The organism is Streptomyces huiliensis (assembly GCF_020037025.1).
Taxonomy (GTDB): Bacteria; Actinomycetota; Actinomycetes; order Streptomycetales; family Streptomycetaceae; genus Streptomyces; species Streptomyces huiliensis.
Genome location: NZ_JAIQLH010000013.1, coordinates 15,308 through 32,275, shown reverse-complemented (window position 1 = coordinate 32,275; position 16,968 = coordinate 15,308). Strand labels below are relative to the sequence as shown.

At 71.4% G+C, this 16,968-nt stretch carries 13 protein-coding genes; 3 read left to right on the top strand and 10 right to left on the bottom strand.

Features of this window, described 5'->3' with window-relative positions:
• Window positions 1–50 precede the first annotated feature (50 nt).
• From cas6e to JNW98_RS03490, 6 genes are all read right to left on the bottom strand, one after another.
• Window positions 51–719 carry a type I-E CRISPR-associated protein Cas6/Cse3/CasE gene (cas6e, locus tag JNW98_RS03515; RefSeq protein WP_223766570.1) on the bottom strand — a complete coding sequence of 223 codons (669 nt, stop codon included), beginning with the start codon at window positions 717–719 and terminating at the stop codon, window positions 51–53.
• Window positions 716–1,549 carry a type I-E CRISPR-associated protein Cas5/CasD gene (gene cas5e / locus JNW98_RS03510; protein WP_223766569.1) on the bottom strand — a complete coding sequence of 278 codons (834 nt, stop codon included), beginning with the start codon at window positions 1,547–1,549 and terminating at the stop codon, window positions 716–718. The genes cas6e and cas5e overlap by 4 nt, the downstream gene beginning before the upstream one ends.
• Window positions 1,546–2,739, bottom strand: coding sequence for a type I-E CRISPR-associated protein Cas7/Cse4/CasC (gene cas7e / locus JNW98_RS03505; RefSeq protein WP_223766568.1), 1,194 nt, complete (start codon window positions 2,737–2,739; stop codon window positions 1,546–1,548). Before cas7e ends, cas5e begins: the two co-directional genes overlap by 4 nt.
• Before the next feature lie 36 nt (window positions 2,740–2,775).
• Entirely contained in the window at window positions 2,776–3,435 is a 660-nt protein-coding gene (gene casB, locus JNW98_RS03500; RefSeq protein WP_223766567.1) for a type I-E CRISPR-associated protein Cse2/CasB, read from the bottom strand.
• A 53-nt stretch (window positions 3,436–3,488) separates the two neighbouring features.
• Entirely contained in the window at window positions 3,489–5,039 is a 1,551-nt protein-coding gene (gene casA, locus JNW98_RS03495) for a type I-E CRISPR-associated protein Cse1/CasA (protein ID WP_223766566.1), read from the bottom strand.
• Window positions 5,040–5,219: 180 nt separating this feature from the next.
• A complete protein-coding gene (locus JNW98_RS03490; RefSeq protein WP_223766565.1) occupies window positions 5,220–8,054 on the bottom strand; it encodes a CRISPR-associated endonuclease Cas3'' in 2,835 nt (944 codons plus the stop codon).
• Between the two features lie 530 nt (window positions 8,055–8,584).
• Between JNW98_RS03490 and JNW98_RS03485 the strand changes: the two genes are divergently transcribed.
• Complete coding sequence (locus JNW98_RS03485) at window positions 8,585–11,887, top strand: tetratricopeptide repeat protein (RefSeq protein ID WP_223766564.1); 3,303 nt, start codon at window positions 8,585–8,587, stop codon at window positions 11,885–11,887.
• Between the two features lie 484 nt (window positions 11,888–12,371).
• Here the strand turns inward: JNW98_RS03485 and JNW98_RS03480 are convergent, their stop codons facing one another.
• Together JNW98_RS03480 and mca are read right to left on the bottom strand one after the other, a co-directional pair.
• Window positions 12,372–12,674, bottom strand: coding sequence for an RAMP4 family protein (locus tag JNW98_RS03480; protein ID WP_223766631.1), 303 nt, complete (start codon window positions 12,672–12,674; stop codon window positions 12,372–12,374).
• Window positions 12,675–12,681: 7 nt separating this feature from the next.
• A complete protein-coding gene (mca, locus tag JNW98_RS03475; RefSeq protein WP_223766563.1) occupies window positions 12,682–13,551 on the bottom strand; it encodes a mycothiol conjugate amidase Mca in 870 nt (289 codons plus the stop codon).
• 104 nt (window positions 13,552–13,655) lie between these two features.
• Here mca and JNW98_RS03470 point away from each other — a divergent pair, with 104 nt between their 5' ends.
• A complete protein-coding gene (locus JNW98_RS03470; protein WP_223766562.1) occupies window positions 13,656–14,066 on the top strand; it encodes a DUF4307 domain-containing protein in 411 nt (136 codons plus the stop codon).
• Window positions 14,067–14,316: 250 nt separating this feature from the next.
• The gene (greA, locus tag JNW98_RS03465; RefSeq protein ID WP_223766561.1) at window positions 14,317–14,814 is read left to right on the top strand and encodes a transcription elongation factor GreA; all 498 of its coding nucleotides are present in this window, start codon (window positions 14,317–14,319) and stop codon (window positions 14,812–14,814) included.
• Window positions 14,815–14,951: 137 nt separating this feature from the next.
• On the opposite strand, the gene JNW98_RS03460 is transcribed toward greA, so the two are convergent.
• Entirely contained in the window at window positions 14,952–15,854 is a 903-nt protein-coding gene (locus JNW98_RS03460; RefSeq protein WP_223766560.1) for an ABC transporter permease, read from the bottom strand.
• Entirely contained in the window at window positions 15,851–16,834 is a 984-nt protein-coding gene (locus JNW98_RS03455; protein WP_223766559.1) for an ATP-binding cassette domain-containing protein, read from the bottom strand. The genes JNW98_RS03460 and JNW98_RS03455 overlap by 4 nt, the downstream gene beginning before the upstream one ends.
• Window positions 16,835–16,968 lie beyond the last annotated feature (134 nt).

Below are 16,968 nucleotides of genomic sequence, written 5' to 3'. Positions count from 1 at the left end.
CGCCACAGGCCCCAGGGGTCGGATCACCGGGGAAGGGGAGCCGCTGGTGCCTACTCCCCCGCCCGTAGGGGAGCGATCGTCAGCAGCCCGCAGCCGTACGCCCGCCCCCGCCCGATGCCACCGGTCATCGCCGCTCGCAGCGCGTCGGGGTCGACGATTTCAGCGGTGCCTTCGAAGCGGACCCGGTGGTGGCGCACCTTCTGGGCGTCACGGCCCTTGCCACGGCGGCCGACAGCGGCGTCCAAGGGGTGGGAGAGATGGGTGTAGATCTTGAGGCCGGCGAGGCCCGCCCGGCGGTACCACCAGTCGTCGGCGTGGCGGCCGTGGAGGGCGACGACGGAAGGAAGGTTCCTGTACACCTCCCGCGTCGTGCTGCTGGGGCGGCGGACGGGGTTGGCGTCGCAGCGGTAGGACAGGCGGCGGCCGTGGGCCAGGGCGTCCAGGAGCGGCTGGATGTCGCGGGAGGCCGAGTCGACCGCGTACCCGTCCGGCAACCGCTCGGGAGCGGCCTCCCCGCTGCTCTGGACCATGAGTACGGCGCGTCGCCCTTCCTGCTCGACCCGGTGCAGCACACCGAAGTGTTGGCGTGCGCTTTCGAGTTCGGAGAGGTCGGGGAAGAGGGACATCACGCGCCGGTGCATGGCGACGGCGTTGCGGAGTTCCTCGCGTACGTCGATCCGGGAAGCGTCTAGGGTCAGGCGGGTGAGCCAGGTGGTCATACGGTGGTCTCCGGGCCATCGGGCGAGTTCACGGTGGTGGCACGCAGATGCGCGGCGAGAACTTTCAGGTAGCCGGTGCCGAGTGCGCCGGTGTACAGGTGCTCGGGTGGATGCCAGCAGCCTCGGTATAGCCGGCGGGTGCGGAAGGTGCGCCGGTGCGAGGCAGTGTCGACCGGTTCGTCCTGGACCTCGGAGCTGGGGCGCGTGCCGTCGTCAGGATCTTCGGGATGGCGCGGGAGCCAGCCGAGAGGGCGGTCGGCGAGCAGCGTCACCGCGGGGGCCGGAGCCTGTGCGGGCAGCGGGAGCCGGAGGAGGCCGGCGAGGGCGTCGCGGCTGTGGTCGAGCAGGACGGGGCCCTCGGGTGGGCAGCCGCGGCGGCCCAGGTACAGGGGCCAGCGCGGAGCGGTCAGCGCGTCGGCGCAGCGGTCGAGGACCGCCTGTTCCTGGCAGGTGAGCGCACAGACGAACGCGGCGTCGGCAAGGTAGAGACGGTGGCCGTAGACGGTGGACTTGTTCAGGCCACGGGTGCCGCCCTTGGCCGTTCGGACGGTGTCCTTCGGGTCCAGGCCGCCGCCGACGGTGTGCAGGTCCCGCAGCACGTAGCCGGGGCGGTCGACGCGCACGGTGAGTCTCAGTCGGCGCAGGTCGTCGATGTCCTGCCCACGGTGCCGGCCGAGCGCGCAGGAGAGCAGGCCGAGGACACCGGACTTGGTGGGGAAGGCGGCGGTGTCGCGCTCGTCGGTGAAGTGGCTGCGCTCTCCCCAGGATTGCAGCGGCGCGGCGAGACGCAACAGCAGCCCGGGCTCCCGTGGCGGCTGTGGTGCGGTCACGCGCCGCCCTCCAGTGGGGCGAAGGCGGCCTCGACGCCGGCCGCGACCAGTGCGTCGAAGGTGTCGACGCGGGTACCCAGTCCTTCGACGTCCTGGCCGGTGCCGGCCCAGTGAGCGGCGAGGATGCGGTCGCTGCCCATGAGCGTGGTGGCGGTGCGCGCATACTCGACGAGTTGGGCGCGGGACGCGGTGCCGTGCCCGCCGCCCTGCCCGGAGCGCACGGGGGTCTCGAAGGCGGCGGCAAAGGACAGCGGGCGGTCGCCGCGGACGCTGATGTGGACGAGGTCCGGTGCGGTGTGCGGAGCCGTGGAGTTCTTCTTGGCCTGTGGCAGGGAGCGGATGAAGGAGGAGAGGAAGGCCCGGGCGATGTTGCGGGCGTCCTCGGAGACGTCGCGGGGCCCTCCGGAGGAATGCACCTTGCCCATGTTGGTGACGAGTTCGCGCAGGTCGATGGTGGCGAAGCGGTAGAAGGTGCCGGCGGAGAACTCGGCCTCGCTGAGGTGGCCGCTGCCGGTCTCGCCCCATGCGGCGGTCAGGTCGTCGACGGCGGTGAAGTAGTCGACCTGGACGTCGCTGCGGTGGGTGGTGAACGCGTGCGCGACCTGGACTGCGCCATCGACGTCCGCGCCGTCGACTTCGGCGAGCATGCGGCCGAACGTGTGGATGACCGCGTTGCCTCGACGGATGATCTCTTGGACGTCGGCCGTGGGGAGCCGCGACTTGTCGTTCGTCTTTTCGATCTTCTTTTTCCTGATCTCGTCGCGGTGCCCGGCGGCGAGATCGGCGAGTTCCTCGATCGATTCGGAGGACAGGTACACGAGCCCGTTGGTGATGGCCTCGTAATCCTCCTGGTCCGGCTTCCCTTCGATGCCGAACTTGATGCCAGAGGCCGCCACGACATGGGCGCCGGCCAGACGTGCCTCCTGGTGATCCCAGCCGTGCTTCTCCCTGAGGACGTCGGCGACGGCCTTCCCGATCCGCCGGGTGCGGGTGGCGAACTGGCCGATCTCCTTCTCGAATTCCTGGCGCAATGCCCGCTTCCACGACTGGCTGCTGACGCGGGTACGCCGCACCCCGCCGTAATCGACCATCTTGACGGCGTTGAGATCGTCGCGGTTCAGCGTGGACACGGGGACGCTCTGCAGAACGTGTACGTCCACAAAGCTCGCGGGCAGGTGCGCGGTCGGCACGAAAGGCTCCTTCTGGAAGGGTGTGCTGGGTGGCGGTCAGGCGGCGGACGATCCAGGCTCGGGCACGGCCTGGGCGGCGTCGGCTTCGTCCCGCTTCCTCCACTCGTCCAGGTGGAGGGCGCGGAAGTAGTCCTGCTGCCACCGGCTTCCGATGTCGGCCGCGTTCCACGGCCAGCGGATCAAATCCTGCAGCAGCTGGGCCCAGTCGGGTTCGGTCTCGCACTGGCGCAGGAGACGGGTGGCCGAGGGCAGGTAGCGGTGCAGCCCAGTAGGGCTCTGGCGGACGAGGAGTTCCAGGCGCTTGCGGGCGCTGTCGCGCCGACGCGCACGCTCCTGCGCGGGGGATTTGAGGACGGACTCGGCGAGGGTGCGGCCGAAGCTGGGACCGTAGGCGCCGATCGGCTGCTCCGCTTCCGTGTCGTTCGCCGGCCGGCCGCGGACCACGTGCCGGGGCTGGGCGGCAATGAGCGCGGCGACCGCGTAGTAGGCACGGTCCCGCTCCCGGTTCCGTTTCTCGGGAAGCCAGTGGGCGATGAACTCGTGCATTCCGTCCGCCTGGTTGACGTCCTTGCCCAGACCACGGCGCAGGCGTGCGTGCGCCCCTGGGCTGTTGGCACACAGCTGCCGGATCTCCCGCACGAAACGCAGGTGTTCGGCGCGGCGCGCTCGTGCGGCTGCATCGCGGTCCTCTGCCATGGGGCACCTTTCGGTCGGCACGTTTCGTCGGCACGTCTCGGTCGGCACGACGGCTACTTGTTCTTGCGCCCAGGGCGCGTCATCCACAGCAAGCCACGGGCTTCGAGCACGGCCTGGTTGCCGCGGACGGTGCGGGTGAGCGGGTCGGTCGTGCGCGCGTAGGCCTCGCGGGCCAGCCGGAGAAAGGCGTCGCGCGTGGCGCGGACGTCCAAGCCGCCGTCGGGGTCCTCGCCGGTGCGGTCGAGACGGTCGAAGCGGGCCCAGAACTCGCGCTCGGCAGCCGGCCAGTACAGGGCCTCGGCCCGTGGGACGAGTTTGCCCGCTTGCTTGGGGTCACCCCTCGTGTACAGCGCCCAGGCCTTGCGCACCGCCTCGGTGAGGTTCTCCCCGTACCGTTCGCCGAGCCTGCGCAGTCGTCCGACCGCGACCTGGGTGTCGGGAAGCCGATCGGTCAGATGGCCCACGGTCGCGGGAGTGAGACCGCTGACGAACTGGATGTTCTTGGACTTGTCCTGGTCGAAGCCGAGCGCCCGGACGCGCAGTTGGTCGGTGAGCTCGGCCGCGGTCGCGAACACCTTCGGCGGCTCCACCGTGGTCTCCTCGCCCTGCGCCTCCGGAGGCCGGTGCCGCAGCAGGCCGTCCAGGTCCCTCCACAGGGCTCGGTTCGCCTTGGCCTGCCGGGCGGTGCGTACCTCCTCCTGCTGCTTCTTGACAAGCCTGCGTTCCCATATCAGGTACGGGTCGTCGAGGACTCCGGGGAGACGGTACGCCCAGGTGATGTGGGCATCCGTGACGCGCTCCCCGCGAGCGTCGGGCTGGAGCAGGAGAGCGTGCCGCGAGGTGTCCGTCCACCAGCCGCAGGGGCCGACCGGTACCGGAGGAGCGCCCGCCGGGTCTGTCGGCTTGTCGCGCTCCCAGGGGCAGAGGTCTTCCTCGGGCCGCACCTCCACCCCAGGGCGCACGAGACCGGCGAGCAGGGTGATCAGTAACGAGTCCCCTTCCGGGTGGTAGGAGAGCGAGCCGGACAACGGTCCGCGCCTGGCCTCGGAGAACCGCTCCCCGTGGAGCGCGCGGGCGGTGCACTTGCCGGGAGCGCCGTAGTAGTGCCACATGAGCAGGTACAGCACTGCCGTGTCCGCTGAGGGCGCGTACGGGGTGCTGTCACGGAAGTGTCCGAACCAGGAGTAGTTGTTACCCGAAGGCCGGGTCAGGATCAGCTTGTTCACGCCGCTGGTCTCGGTGCACTCGTCCGCCAGACGCGGGTCCTGCAGCCACGGGCGGCCGGTGACGTCGTCGAAGAGGAAGAACCGGTCGTACTGCCGGGAGACGTAGTCCTCGATGCCGTCCCGCGGCAGCGCGCGGCCCTCCAGGATGCCGGCGCGCCGGCGCTCCCAGTCGCCGTCCGGATCCTCGTCGAGCCCGGTGACCCGCGCGGTGAGCGCGTACAGCACCCGAAGGAGCGCCGACTGGGCGGCGGCGAGCGGAATGTCCAAGGCTTCGATGTCCTGGCACCGCCCCAGGATGTCCCGGAGGCCCACGGACTCGGGGCCCGCTTGGCCATGGAGCCAACGCACGGGGATCCACGGCTCGTCGAAGAGATTCATCGCCCGTGGCGGTTCCACGACCCTCCCGGTGGCCTGTTCACTTCCGTCCCGCAGGGCTGTACGGCGGGTCGATCACGATAGAACGGCGCCCATCGCCCGCACACCGGAAGGTGCCTCAGGTGGCGTGGGCTGTCGCCGATCGTAAGCGATCACGATGCGCAGTGCGGCCCTTTCGAAAAATCAACCGAGCCTCACCAGACCGACGTCGGTGAGCCCGAGACGCACGCTCCCGAGAAGGCCGGTCCAGGAATCACCGGTTCTGCTGAGGACCACCGGATACACCCGGTTCAGCCACGTCCGCTGCACCCAGTTCCTGTACTTGATGTTGTCGAATCGCCCACGGCCGATCTGCGTCGAGATCCCACCTTCCGGCGCCCATTGTGGCGGAACCGCGATCGTATGCCGGGCCAGAGCGGCCACGGCCGGACCGCGCCCTCCTTTGGACCCGACGAACGGCACCTTTTCCTTCCCCTCGGGATCCAGGAAGGCGGTCTTGCCTCGGAGGTGGACGAACAGCACGTACGCCTGCTCGAAGTCCATCGTGGCCGCGAGGCGCTTCTCCGTGAGGCCGCGCTCGGCCCGGGTCAGCTCGTACAGGTCGTCGTGGACGTTCACCGGGCTCGGGATGCCGGTGATCCTGGCGTCATGCAGCAGCCTGGCCTCGTGTCCATCGGCGACGGCGGCCAGGCGCCGCTGCCGCGCAGCCGTGACGTCGTCGAGAGCGGCCAGGTAGCCGTCGGAGTCGTACACCCGGCGGATCAACTGCGCGGCGTCGTCGGGGAGCCGAAGCCGCGGACCGTGGGCTCGGAGCACCTCGACCGTGCGCTGTGTCAGCGCCTGGTCCATCGGCGAACCCTCCCGTTCCCCGTACTCCAGGAGTGTCAGGTTCCGACCACGGGAAGCGCGGGCCAAGAGGGAGGGCAACGGGACCGCGGGGGTGACGACCTGCTCGACGCGGAACGGGAGATGCTCGGCGAAGGGTGGAGTGGTCACGAGCACCGAACCGTCCTGCGTCGGGTGCTTGTGGGCCGCTGTGCACTCGGCCACCAGTTCGCGGACCCGATACCGCGGGAAGCGCTCGTGCAGCAGCCGGACTTCACCGGGGATCGCGTGCCGGCGGCGGTGACGCGCGAGCACGGTGAACGTCTCCTGGGCCTCCTCCACGCTGCCGCAGCACACGAGGGTCGAGCCGCTGTCCTCGACCCGGCCCATGACGGTGTCCGCATACGGGCCCGTGCCGCCGGGCCGCGGCGAAACTGCCAGGAAGGAGGCGCGCAGGGCCGAGCTCCTGGGCGCGTCGACCGCGGACGCGGTGACCGAGCCGTCCTGCCCGTCGACGTACAGCCAACCCGGCCGCGGCAGTTCTTCCGACGGGGGCGTTCCCTCCTCCCGGCCCCGCAGCCCCCGACCCGCTCGCGCTCCCCTCCGGTAGGCCCTCACCAGGCGGTCGGCACTCGCGCCGGCCAGGGTGTCGGTCAGCAGAACCACGGACGTCCCGAGCGCCGCCAGCCACTCCACCAGCAGGCACAGGAGCTGATGCGACCATGGTTCCTGCGGACGTACGTCGTCCACTACGAGCACCTTCTCGCTGAGCGCGAAGAGCCGTACCGCGTTGTCCGGCACGGGGAGGATGGCCGGCAGGAACTGGTCGAGCACGCCCACCCCGAGGGGTGCCAACAGACCGCGGCGCGGCTGTGCGAGCCACTCCTGCGCGGTGGCCTGGTCATGCGGCGGGTCGAGGCTGAGCTCGGGGATGTCCTCGAAGGCCGACTCCGGATCGCCGTCCAAGGACATTGGGTGAAGACGGGCGAGCAGGCCGGTGCCGTCCATAAGCATGCCCGCCAAGGACGCCAGATCGTCCGAGCCCTCGTCGAGGTAGAGCTCTCCCGGAAGCGCCAGAGCGATCCCCCGCGCCCCGGTCGCCCTGCCCAGCTTCGAGGCCGCGACCAGCCCGAGCCGTCGGCGGGCGGCTCCCGCCGGAGCACTCACCAGCAGCATGCCGGCATGCGCGGGCTCGGCCGCTGTGAGCAGCCGTCGCGCGAGCCGGCCGTGCACGGAGCCGTCCGGGAGTCCGGCGGCCCGGAGCAGTTCCTCCGCCGCCGGGGTGGCGAATCCACACTTCCCCAGTGCTTGCCGCTCTACTCCGTCCCTGGCCACCTCCCGGGCGCGCTTCCAGTGCCGTGCGAGGGCGACGCGGCAGCAGCACTCTTCGTCCTCGGGACATCTCACCGCCTCGATCGACTGCTTCTCGCTGGCCATCCAGTCCGCCACCATGACCATGCCGAGCACCACGACCGCGAGCTCGGCCGGGAGGATCCCGGTCGGCACAGGGCCGTCGTTCGTGATCAGTGCGCGCACCATGCGCACGTGGCGAAGGCGTTGTTCCGGCCAGGCGCCCTTCCCGGCCTGCGGCAGGAACGTCGCCGGATGCTTCAGCTGCGGACGCTCCATCCGCGGGTGGAAGACCCCGTGGTGCCCACCGAGCAGCTGCCCGATGGCGTGACCGATCACATCGCCGACCGGCCCGTGGGGGACGCCCGGGGGATAGCCCAGCTGTTCGAGAATCCCCGGCAGGGTCCAGTGGGTGATAAGGCCGTGTGGGCCCGCACCGTTGTCGGTGCCGCCCCTGCCGTGCCGGTAACGGCCATCGTGGAGTAATTGCTCGAAGCGCCCCGGGTACTTCTTCCGCGCGCGCACGTCGTTGAAGAGGGAGTGCTGGTACGAGGGCGAGATCTTCCCCACGTCGTGCAATGCGGCCCAAAAGGCCAGCTCCCGGGCGGCGTCGACTTCCGACAACCGCAGCGCCAGGGCGATACGGGCGCGCATGCGCGGTCCGACGGCCGACTCCCACAGTTCCGCGAAGTACGCGGCGGTGTCCACGAGGTGGCACACCACCGGGTACGGGAGCTTCAGGCCCTGTTGCTTGCCCCACAGACGGGTGTCCAGGAGCCGGGGTTCGCCGTGGCGGCAGACGTCGCTTTTGCTGCCGGGACCGGCCGGGGTGCTGATCACCATGCGAGTGTTGTACCAGTGACATCAGACATTCGGCTGTGCGCGATGGGCAGTTGGCGTACAGTCGTGGTCGGATCGGGGAGATCCAGCGGATACGCGCAGGGGACTTGTCCCCACGGCCCAGTGACACCGCCTTGCGGGCCCAGGCCGGCAACCCGTGTGTCCGCCGATCTCCGAGGTGTTGTGATGAACAAGTCTCAGAACTGCCGTGGTGGGTTCTTCAGGCAGGTTGCCGGCTCCTTCGTCGGCAAGTTGCTTGCGGGCATCCTTCTGCACTTGTGGCCAGGGCAGTAGTCCGATCCACGGCCCGGACTTTGGTCCGGGCCACTTTTTTGCCTGAGTGCCGAACGTCTCATTCAGGACCCCGGCTCTCCCCCCGCCTTTCCCTGAGGGAACCCTGACGTGCTTCGGCGCTTCCCTGAGATGGTGGCGCCAGGTTTTCCACAGGCGGTTATCCACAGGTCTGCCGGAATCTTCGCCGAGGCGGAAGACTGGGACGCCTTGGGCATTCGCTGGTCGAAGGGGGACGGCACATGCAGAGCTCGCTGCCCGCGCTGCGGCAGGGTCACCGCGCGGAAGTCGAGAGCCTGCTGGAGCGGGCGGTCGAGGAAGAGGTGCGCCGTTCGGGTGGGCGTGTGGACGGGGACGTGCTGCTGCGCCGGGCGCGTGAGGAGCTGGACGCGCTGGCGGGGGTGGCGGCCGAGGAGTATGCGGCGTACGTGGGGGCCCTGGACGAGGAGGCCGCGGCCGTGGGCCCGTTGTCGGCCCGGCTGTCGGGGTCCGCGCTGGGTACGCCCATGCTGGTGACGGCCGTCACCGCGGCGACGGCCTTCGGGGCCGATCTGGGCTACGGGACGTCCGCGGGTACCGCCGTCAGCACGGCGGTCGCGGTCGCCCTCGCGGGATCCGTGGCGACGCTCGCGAAGCTGACGGCCGGCCACTGGCCCGCCCGCCACCGGCGGGCCGCGCTGCGCGGACAGCCGGGCGGCGCCGAGCAGTTGAGACTCCAGTGGCGGACGGCGGTGGAGGTGCGGGGCATACGGCCCTTCCTCGACCGGCAGCGGATGCTTCAGGGAGCGCACAACGGCACGGGCCCGGCGTCGGGCAAGTCGAGTACGGGCGGCTCGTCGCGGGTGCCGCAGTTGCGTGGCGGCGACCGTAGTGCGGCGGCCCGGCTGCGCGGCCTCCTGGCCCGGTCCTTCGACGATCTCCCGCAGCGGGACGGCCCGTTCGCAGGCCGGAAGCCGCAGGTGGACCGGATCGCCCAATGGGTGCACCAGGCCCGGGCCCACACCGAGACCAGGCCGACGGTCGTGGTGCTGCACGGCCTGCCGGGCTCGGGCCGGACCGCGCTGGCCCTGCGCGCGGCACACCAGCTGCGGGATCAGTTCCGGGGCGCCTGCGTGGTGGATCTGCGGGGCGAGAGCCAGGAGGAGCCGCCGCTGTCGACCCGCGACGCGCTGCTGCACCTGCTCAACCGACTCGGCGCCCCACGCGACCAGTTGTTCTTCCGGGAGCACCCCTCGCGCGAGCAGCACCTCAGACGGTTGTCGGAGGCGTACCACAAGCATCTGACCGGTCTGCCGGTGACGATCGTGCTGGACGACGCGTCCGACGCGGATCAGGTGCGTGCCCTGGTGCCCGACCGGTCGGAGAGCCTGGTGCTGGTCACCACCCGGGAGCCGCTGGAGCTGCCCCCGGACCTGGAGGCGTGGGTGCACCGGCTGGAAGTCGGGCCGCTGGACGAGGCGGGCGCGGAGGAGCTGCTGCGCTCGGTGGCCGCGCCGGACGAGGAGCCGGAGGAAGCCCCGACCTCGGCGGACGAGCTGTACGACGCGCAATCTCTCGCTCGGGTGCGGGAGTTGTGCGGTGGGCTGCCGCTGGCTCTGCGGGTGGCCGGGTCCTCGCTCGGTGTGCGGTCGCCGCGCGCGCTGGCCGTGGAGCTGGACGCGGCGGGCCGGGCCGGGCCGGTGGAACGGGCGTTGTGGCTGCGCTACATGGACCAGAGCGAGGACGCGCGGCGGCTGCTGCGGCGGCTCGCGCTGGCCGGCCGGGCGTCGCTGGGCGGGGCCGCCGCGGCGGCCCTGCTCGCGGCCGACGGGCAGGAGGCGGCACAGCGGCTGGCGGAGCTGGCGCGGGCCGGGCTGATCGAGCCGGTGCGCCCCGGCCGCTACCGGATGCACGACCTGGTGCGCGACTTCGCGCACGCGCGGCTGCACGAGGAGGAGGATCCGGGGCAGCGGGGAGCGGCCCAGGAGCGGTTGATCCGTAGCTACGCGGAGCTCGCCGACACGGTCATCCGCATGGTGGACGGCAAGACGTCGACGCGCGCCGACATGTTCGCCGAGGGCGCGGCCGGAGGCCACGGTTTCCCGTCGCTGGACGCGGCCCTGCGCTGGCTGGACGACGAGTCGAGCTTCATCACGGCCGCACTCCGGCACGCGGAGGGTGTCGACCAGTCGGCGGTGCTGCACCTGCTGGGCGCGCTGTGCGACTACTGCCTGCTCCGCGGGGACCTTTACCGGCTCGGCGAGTTGAGCGAGCTGACGCAGGCCACGGACCGGGAGCTGCTGACCCGCTCCGTGCAGTGGCGCACGGGTGTCGCGGCCCGGCAGCTCGGCGAGCTGGACGCCTCCCGGACGACGCTGACGTCGGTGGTGGACCTGTACCTCGACGCCCAGCACCACGCGGGTGCCGCCCGGGCGCTGCGCGACCTGGGCATCACCCTCCAGCACCAGGGGAACCTCAAGGAGGCCGCGGCGAAGCTGCGGGAGGCGCTGGAGCTGCAGGCGGCCCCGGAGCTGAGCGGCGACCGGGCGTGGACCATGCACGCCCTGGCCGCGGTGGAGCGCGACCGCGGCCGGCTGGCGGAGGCCCTGAACCTGCTGGCCGTCGCGCTTGAGCTGCACCAGGAGAGCGAGAGCCTGCACGGCCAGGCGTGGGCCCACTTCCAGCTCGGCCAGGTGCGGCTGCGCATGGGCCGCCCGGAGCCGGCGGAGGGTGAACTGCGCCAGGCGCTGGAGCTGTACGGGCGGACACAGGACGGCCGGGGCGCGGCCTGGGCCCTGACCCAGCTGGCCCGGAGCCGGCTGATAGCCGGCGACGCGGCGGCGGCCGTGGAGGGGCTCCGGCAGGCCGTCGCCCGGCACCGGGAGCACGAGGACGCGCGCGGCGAGGCGTGGACCCTGTTCTACCTGGGGCAGGCCCTGGAGGAGCTCGGCGATCTGCCGGCCGCGCTCCGGGAGCTGGAGCGTGCCCGGACGATGTTCAACCGGATGCGGGACGTCTACGGCCTGGCCTGTGCCCGCCACCACTCGGCACGGGTCACCCGCGACCAGCGGGCGGCCCAGACCGGGAGCCTGCGGAACAGCGGCTTCGCCCGGCAGCTCCTGCAGGACGCCCGGCTGGACTTCCAGCGGGTGGGGGTCGCGCACGGCGAGGCCTGGTCGTGCCTGGAACTGGCGGTGATAGACGCCGGCAACGGCCGGCTGGAGCAGGCGCTGGAGCTGACGGAGGAGGCGGAGCGGCTGTTCACGAGTTTCGGCGACCGGCGCGGCGAGAGCTGGGCCCGCTTCCTGCGCTGCACGCTGCTGCCGTTCGTGTCACCGGGCGGCTCGGTGGTCGGCGCGGCCGTGGCCGGGGAGGACCTGGCCCGCCTGCGGCGGGAGCTGCGGGGTGCGGACTGGGCGGTGGACCCGGCGCTGGAGCAGTACGCGGAGGCGTACGCGCTGGTGCTGGAGCGCGGGGTGGAGCCGGAGACCGGGTGGCAGGCGTGGCGCCTGGGCATGGTGCCGGGACGGCGGGCACGGGAGGTGATGGCCGTGCTTTCGCGCTAGCGCTCTCAGCGGTATGCGGCATGCGGCATGCGGCATGCGGCGGCGACAGCAACGGCGACGGCTGTGGCTACACCTGGGGCTGGGGCCGTGGCTGGGGCACTGGTCCGGGCGGCGCCGTCGGAGAGAAGAGGCGGGTCGCTCCCGCTGGGCCACCCGCTGAGTCAGGGGCGCCGCGTCATGGCGTCGCCGTACCGGCATGGTGCGGCCGGCACGCGGCAGCGGGGGCCGGACCGGCCGGGCCAGGTTTTAGGACGGAGGGCGACCGGGCCAGGGCATGCCGGAACCCGCTGCGACCGGGTGTGGCCGTTCCGGCCCGCACCCGCCGCTGCGCGGCCCGTGCGCGGTCGTCGCATCGGACCGGTCCGGGCCGTACCGAACCGCTGAGAACAGCCCGGTGGCAGGACGGCCGGGCGATCGGCCGAGCGCCGCCGGGCGCTGGGGCAGCCGGCGGTCGGGGGGCGTGGCGGTTCGGGGCCGCCCTGGGTCAGGCGGGGGTCTTGCCGCCCGTCGCCCCGCCGTCGGAGACGGCGGCGGTGGCCGTGGCCGTCGCTGTGGCCGTCATTGTGGCTGTGGTGGACGCCGGGGCGGCGCCCTCCGGCGCCTCCTCGAAGTCGACCCGCTTCATGTGCTTCGTCATGCTCTTCATCAGCAGCCACACGGCCGCGCCGATGACGGCGAAGACGATGAAGCCCAGGACACCGGGGGTGACCTTGCTCTTGTCGAGGTCGTCCCCGGCGGCGGCGAGCGGCACCAGGTGGGTGACGGCGAGGGAGGCAGTCGCGCTCATCATGGGCTCAATTGTTGCGGATGCCCGCGAAGAGGTCGTCCTCGGGGAGGGACGTGCCGACGAGAGACTTGGCGAGTTCGTACTCCTCGGTCGGCCAGACCTCCCGCTGGAGGTCCAGCGGCACCTTGAACCAGCCGCCGTCCGGGTCGATCTGCGTGGCGTGGGCGATCAGCGCCTTGTCGCGGATCTCGAAGAAGTCGCCGCAGGGCACGTAGGTGGTGAGGGTGCGCTCCCGGCCCATCGTGTGCCAGCGCTCCAGCCACTCGCCGTAGGGCGACTCCATGCCGCGCTCCAGCAGCGCGTCGTGCAGCGCCTGGGTGCGGGGCCGGTTGAAGCCCTGGTTGTAGTAGAGCTTGAGCGGCTGCCACGGCTCGCCGGCCTCGGGGTAGCGGGACGGGTCGCCGGCCGCCTCGAAGGCCACCATGGAGATCTTGTGCGTCATGATGTGGTCGGGGTGCGGGTAACCGCCGTTCTCGTCGTACGTGGTGATCACGTGCGGCTTGAACTCGCGGATCAGCTTCACCAGCGTCCCGGCCGCCTCGTCGACGTCCTGGAGGGCGAAGCAGCCCTCGGGCAGCGGGGGCAGCGGGTCGCCCTCCGGGAGCCCGGAGTCCACGTAGCCCAGCCATTCCTGCTTGACGCCCAGGATGTCCCGGGCCTCGTCCATCTCCTTGGCCCGGACCTCGTGGATGTGCTCCTCGATGTAGGGGTCCCCCTGGAGCTTGGGGTTGAGGATGGAACCGCGCTCCCCACCCGTGCAGGTGGCGACCAGCACGTCCACCCCCTCGGACACGTACTTGGCCATCGTGGCCGCGCCCTTGCTCGACTCATCGTCGGGGTGGGCGTGAACGGCCATCATTCGCAGCTGCTCAGTCAAGGCTCGATCCTCAGTCACTCGTCTCGGCAGACGCCTCCTATAGTGACCGAAGCGGGAGCCGTTTCATTCCGCGTTCACAAATCGGCGTCCGGGAGGCGATGATCATGGCTGCGCAGCGCGAGGCCCTTCCCGAGGGGCGTTACGGCCGCTCGGCGGACGAGCGCGCGAACCGCAAGCTCAAGATCGTCGGAGGGGCGCTGTTCGCGGTGCTGCTCGGGTTCGTCGCGTGGGCCGGTGTGCACTATGTCACCAAATCCGACGTCAGCGGCCAGCTCATCCGCTCGAAGAAGATCTCCCCGACGTCGGTCCAGGCGGTCATCGAGGTCCGCAAGGAGAAGAACGACAACGGCGTGTGCACCCTCCGCTCGCTGGGCGAGGACGGGGCCGAGGTCGCCCGCAAGGACGTCGCCCTGGACCGCCGCGAGACGCACTTCACCGAGCTCGTCACCCTCCGCACCACCGCTCCCGCGCGCATCACGGAGCTGGAAGGCTGCCGGACCACCGACCGGGGCTGAGACCGCGGCGGGCGGTGGACCTCCGAGCGGTCGGCGCGATCGGCGCGGCAGCCGGGGAGTCCGTGGAGAACCACGCTGACCAGCGCCGACGCGCGCCTTGCCGGATTTCGTCCCACGACTTCTTCCCCCATTCCGGACGTAATTGTTAGGCTCGTGGTTTCGCCCGCCTACGGAGGTGCACCCTTCTGAGTAGGGCGTTCATTTGTATCCGTGACCCCGAAGATTTTCCCAGCACCGACGAGGAGCACCTGTGACCCAGACCAGCGACAACGTCACCTGGCTGACTCAGGAGGCGTACGACCAGCTCAGGGCCGAGCTGGAGTACCTGTCTGGTCCCGCTCGCACCGAGATCGCGGCCAAGATCGCCGCGGCGCGCGAGGAAGGTGACCTGCGAGAGAACGGCGGGTACCACGCGGCCAAGGAGGAGCAGGGCAAGCAGGAGCTCCGTGTGCGCCAGCTGACGCAGCTGCTCGAGCACGCGAAGGTCGGCGAGGCCCCGGCCGCCACCGGCGTGGTCGCCCCCGGCATGGTCGTCACCATCGCCTTCGACGGCGACCCGGACGACACCCTGGCCTTCCTGCTCGCCTCCCGCGAGTACGCGAGCTCGGACATCGAGACGTACTCGCCCCAGTCCCCGCTGGGCACCGGCGTCAACGGCAAGAAGATCGGCGAGGACGCCGAGTACGAGCTGCCGAACGGCCGCAAGGCGAAGGTCCGCATCCTGGACGCCAAGCCGTACCAGGGCTGAGCCCCGCGCTCCTCGCGTCACCCTCCCCGGCCCCGGACCACGCACCACGGTCCGGGGCCGGAGCTTTCCACCGGCACGTCACCCCGCCCGGCACGTCACCCCGTCCGGTACGTCACCCCGCCCGTTACGCCGTTACGTCACCCCGTCGCCGACCGGTACTTCCGTACCGCCAGCCACCGGAACACCAGGATGATCAGGGCCGACCAGATCAGCGACGCCCACACCGGGTGCCGCATCGGCCAGGCGTCCGGCACGGGATAGCCGGGCGGCAGGTTGCCGAAGAGCTGCCGGGCCGCTTGGACCGTGGCACTGAAGGGGTTCCACTCGGCGATCACCCGCAGGACGGTCGGCATGTTGCCGGCCGGCACGAACGCGTTCGAGATGAACGTCAGCGGGAACAGCCAGACGAGCCCGCCCGAGGTGGCTGCCTCCGGCGTCCGCACGGACAGCCCGATCAGCGCGCCGATCCAGGAGAAGGCGTAACCGAGCAGGAGCAGCAGGGCGAAGCCCGCCAGCGCCTTCGGCACCCCCCCATGGATCCGCCAGCCCACGATGGCCGCGACGATGGCCAGCATCACCAGCGTCAGCGCCGTCTGCACGAGGTCGGCGAGCGTCCGGCCGGTGAGCACCGCGCCGCGGGCCATGGGCAGGGAGCGGAAGCGGTCGATGAGGCCCTTGTGCATGTCGTCGGCGATGCCCGCCCCGGCCCCCGCGGTGGCGAAGGTGACCGTCTGGGCGAAGATGCCCGCCATGAGGAACTCGCGGTAGAGCGCCGGCTCCGTGCTGCCGCCGACGGCGATCGAGCCGCCGAAGACGTAGCTGAACAGCACCACGAACATGATCGGCTGGACCAGCCCGAAGACGACCACCTCGGGGATGCGGATCATCCGGATCAGGTTCCGCTGGGCGACGACCAGGGAGTCGTGGACGGACCGGACGACGCGGCCCCGGCCCGCACCCCCACCCCCACCCCCGCCCCGGCCCTGGTCCCGTCCGGGCGCCGGGCCCCCGGCGGATACGGCGTGGTCGGCGGCGGTCATGGCAGGGCCCCTTCCTGCTGCCGCTCCGGCTCGTCCGCGGTCTCGGCGGCGTGGCCGGTCAGCGAGATGAACACGTCGTCCAGGGTGGGACGGCGCAGCCCGATGTCGTCGATGCCGACGTCCCGGGCGTCGAGTTCGCGGATGATCTCGGCCAGCAGCCGCGCGCCGCCGGAGACCGGGACGGTGATCCGCCGGGTGTGCGGTTCGACGGCGGACCCGCCGTCGCCGAAGCCCCGCAGCACGGCGTCGGCGACGGGGATGTGCTCGGGCCGGTGCACGACGACCTCGACGCGCTCCCCGCCGGTCCGCGCCTTGAGCTGGTCGGACGTGCCGCGCGCGATCACCCGGCCGTGGTCGACGACGGCGATGTCGTGCGCGAGGTGGTCGGCCTCCTCCAGGTACTGCGTGGTGAGCAGCAACGTCGTTCCGCCGGCGACCAGTTCCTGGATCACCTCCCACAACTGCTGCCGGTTGCGGGGGTCGAGGCCGGTCGTCGGTTCGTCCATGAACATCACGGGCGGCCGGACGACCAGGGCAGCCGCGAGGTCGAGGCGGCGGCGCATTCCGCCGGAGTACGTCTTGGCGGGGCGGTCGGCGGCGTCGGCGAGGTGGAAGCGGTCCAGGAGTTCGCCGGCGCGGCGCTTCGCCTCGCGTCCGCTCAACTGGTAGAGCCTGCCGACCATGCGCAGGTTCTCGCGTCCGGTCAGGTACTCGTCGACGGCGGCGAACTGGCCGGACAGGCCGATGCTGCGCCTGACCTCGTCGGGCCGCCGCAGCACGTCGACGCCCGCCACCGAGGCCGTGCCGCGGTCCGGCCTGATGAGGGTCGTCAGGACGCGCACGGCCGTCGTCTTCCCGGCGCCGTTGGGACCGAGCAGCCCCAGGACCGTTCCCTCCGGGACGTCGAGATCGACGCCGTCCAGAGCCTTTACCTCGCCGAAGGTCTTGACCAGGCCCTCGGCGTGAATCGCGCCCGGCATGGAGCTTCTCCCCGTTCGGTGACCTGCGTCCGTCCGTCCGTCAGTGGCGTGGCATGGAGCGTGGCACAGAGATGGAGTAGGGGGACGTAGTACAGGATTTTACGTTCACCGACGGCATTCCGCTCCGTGAATGG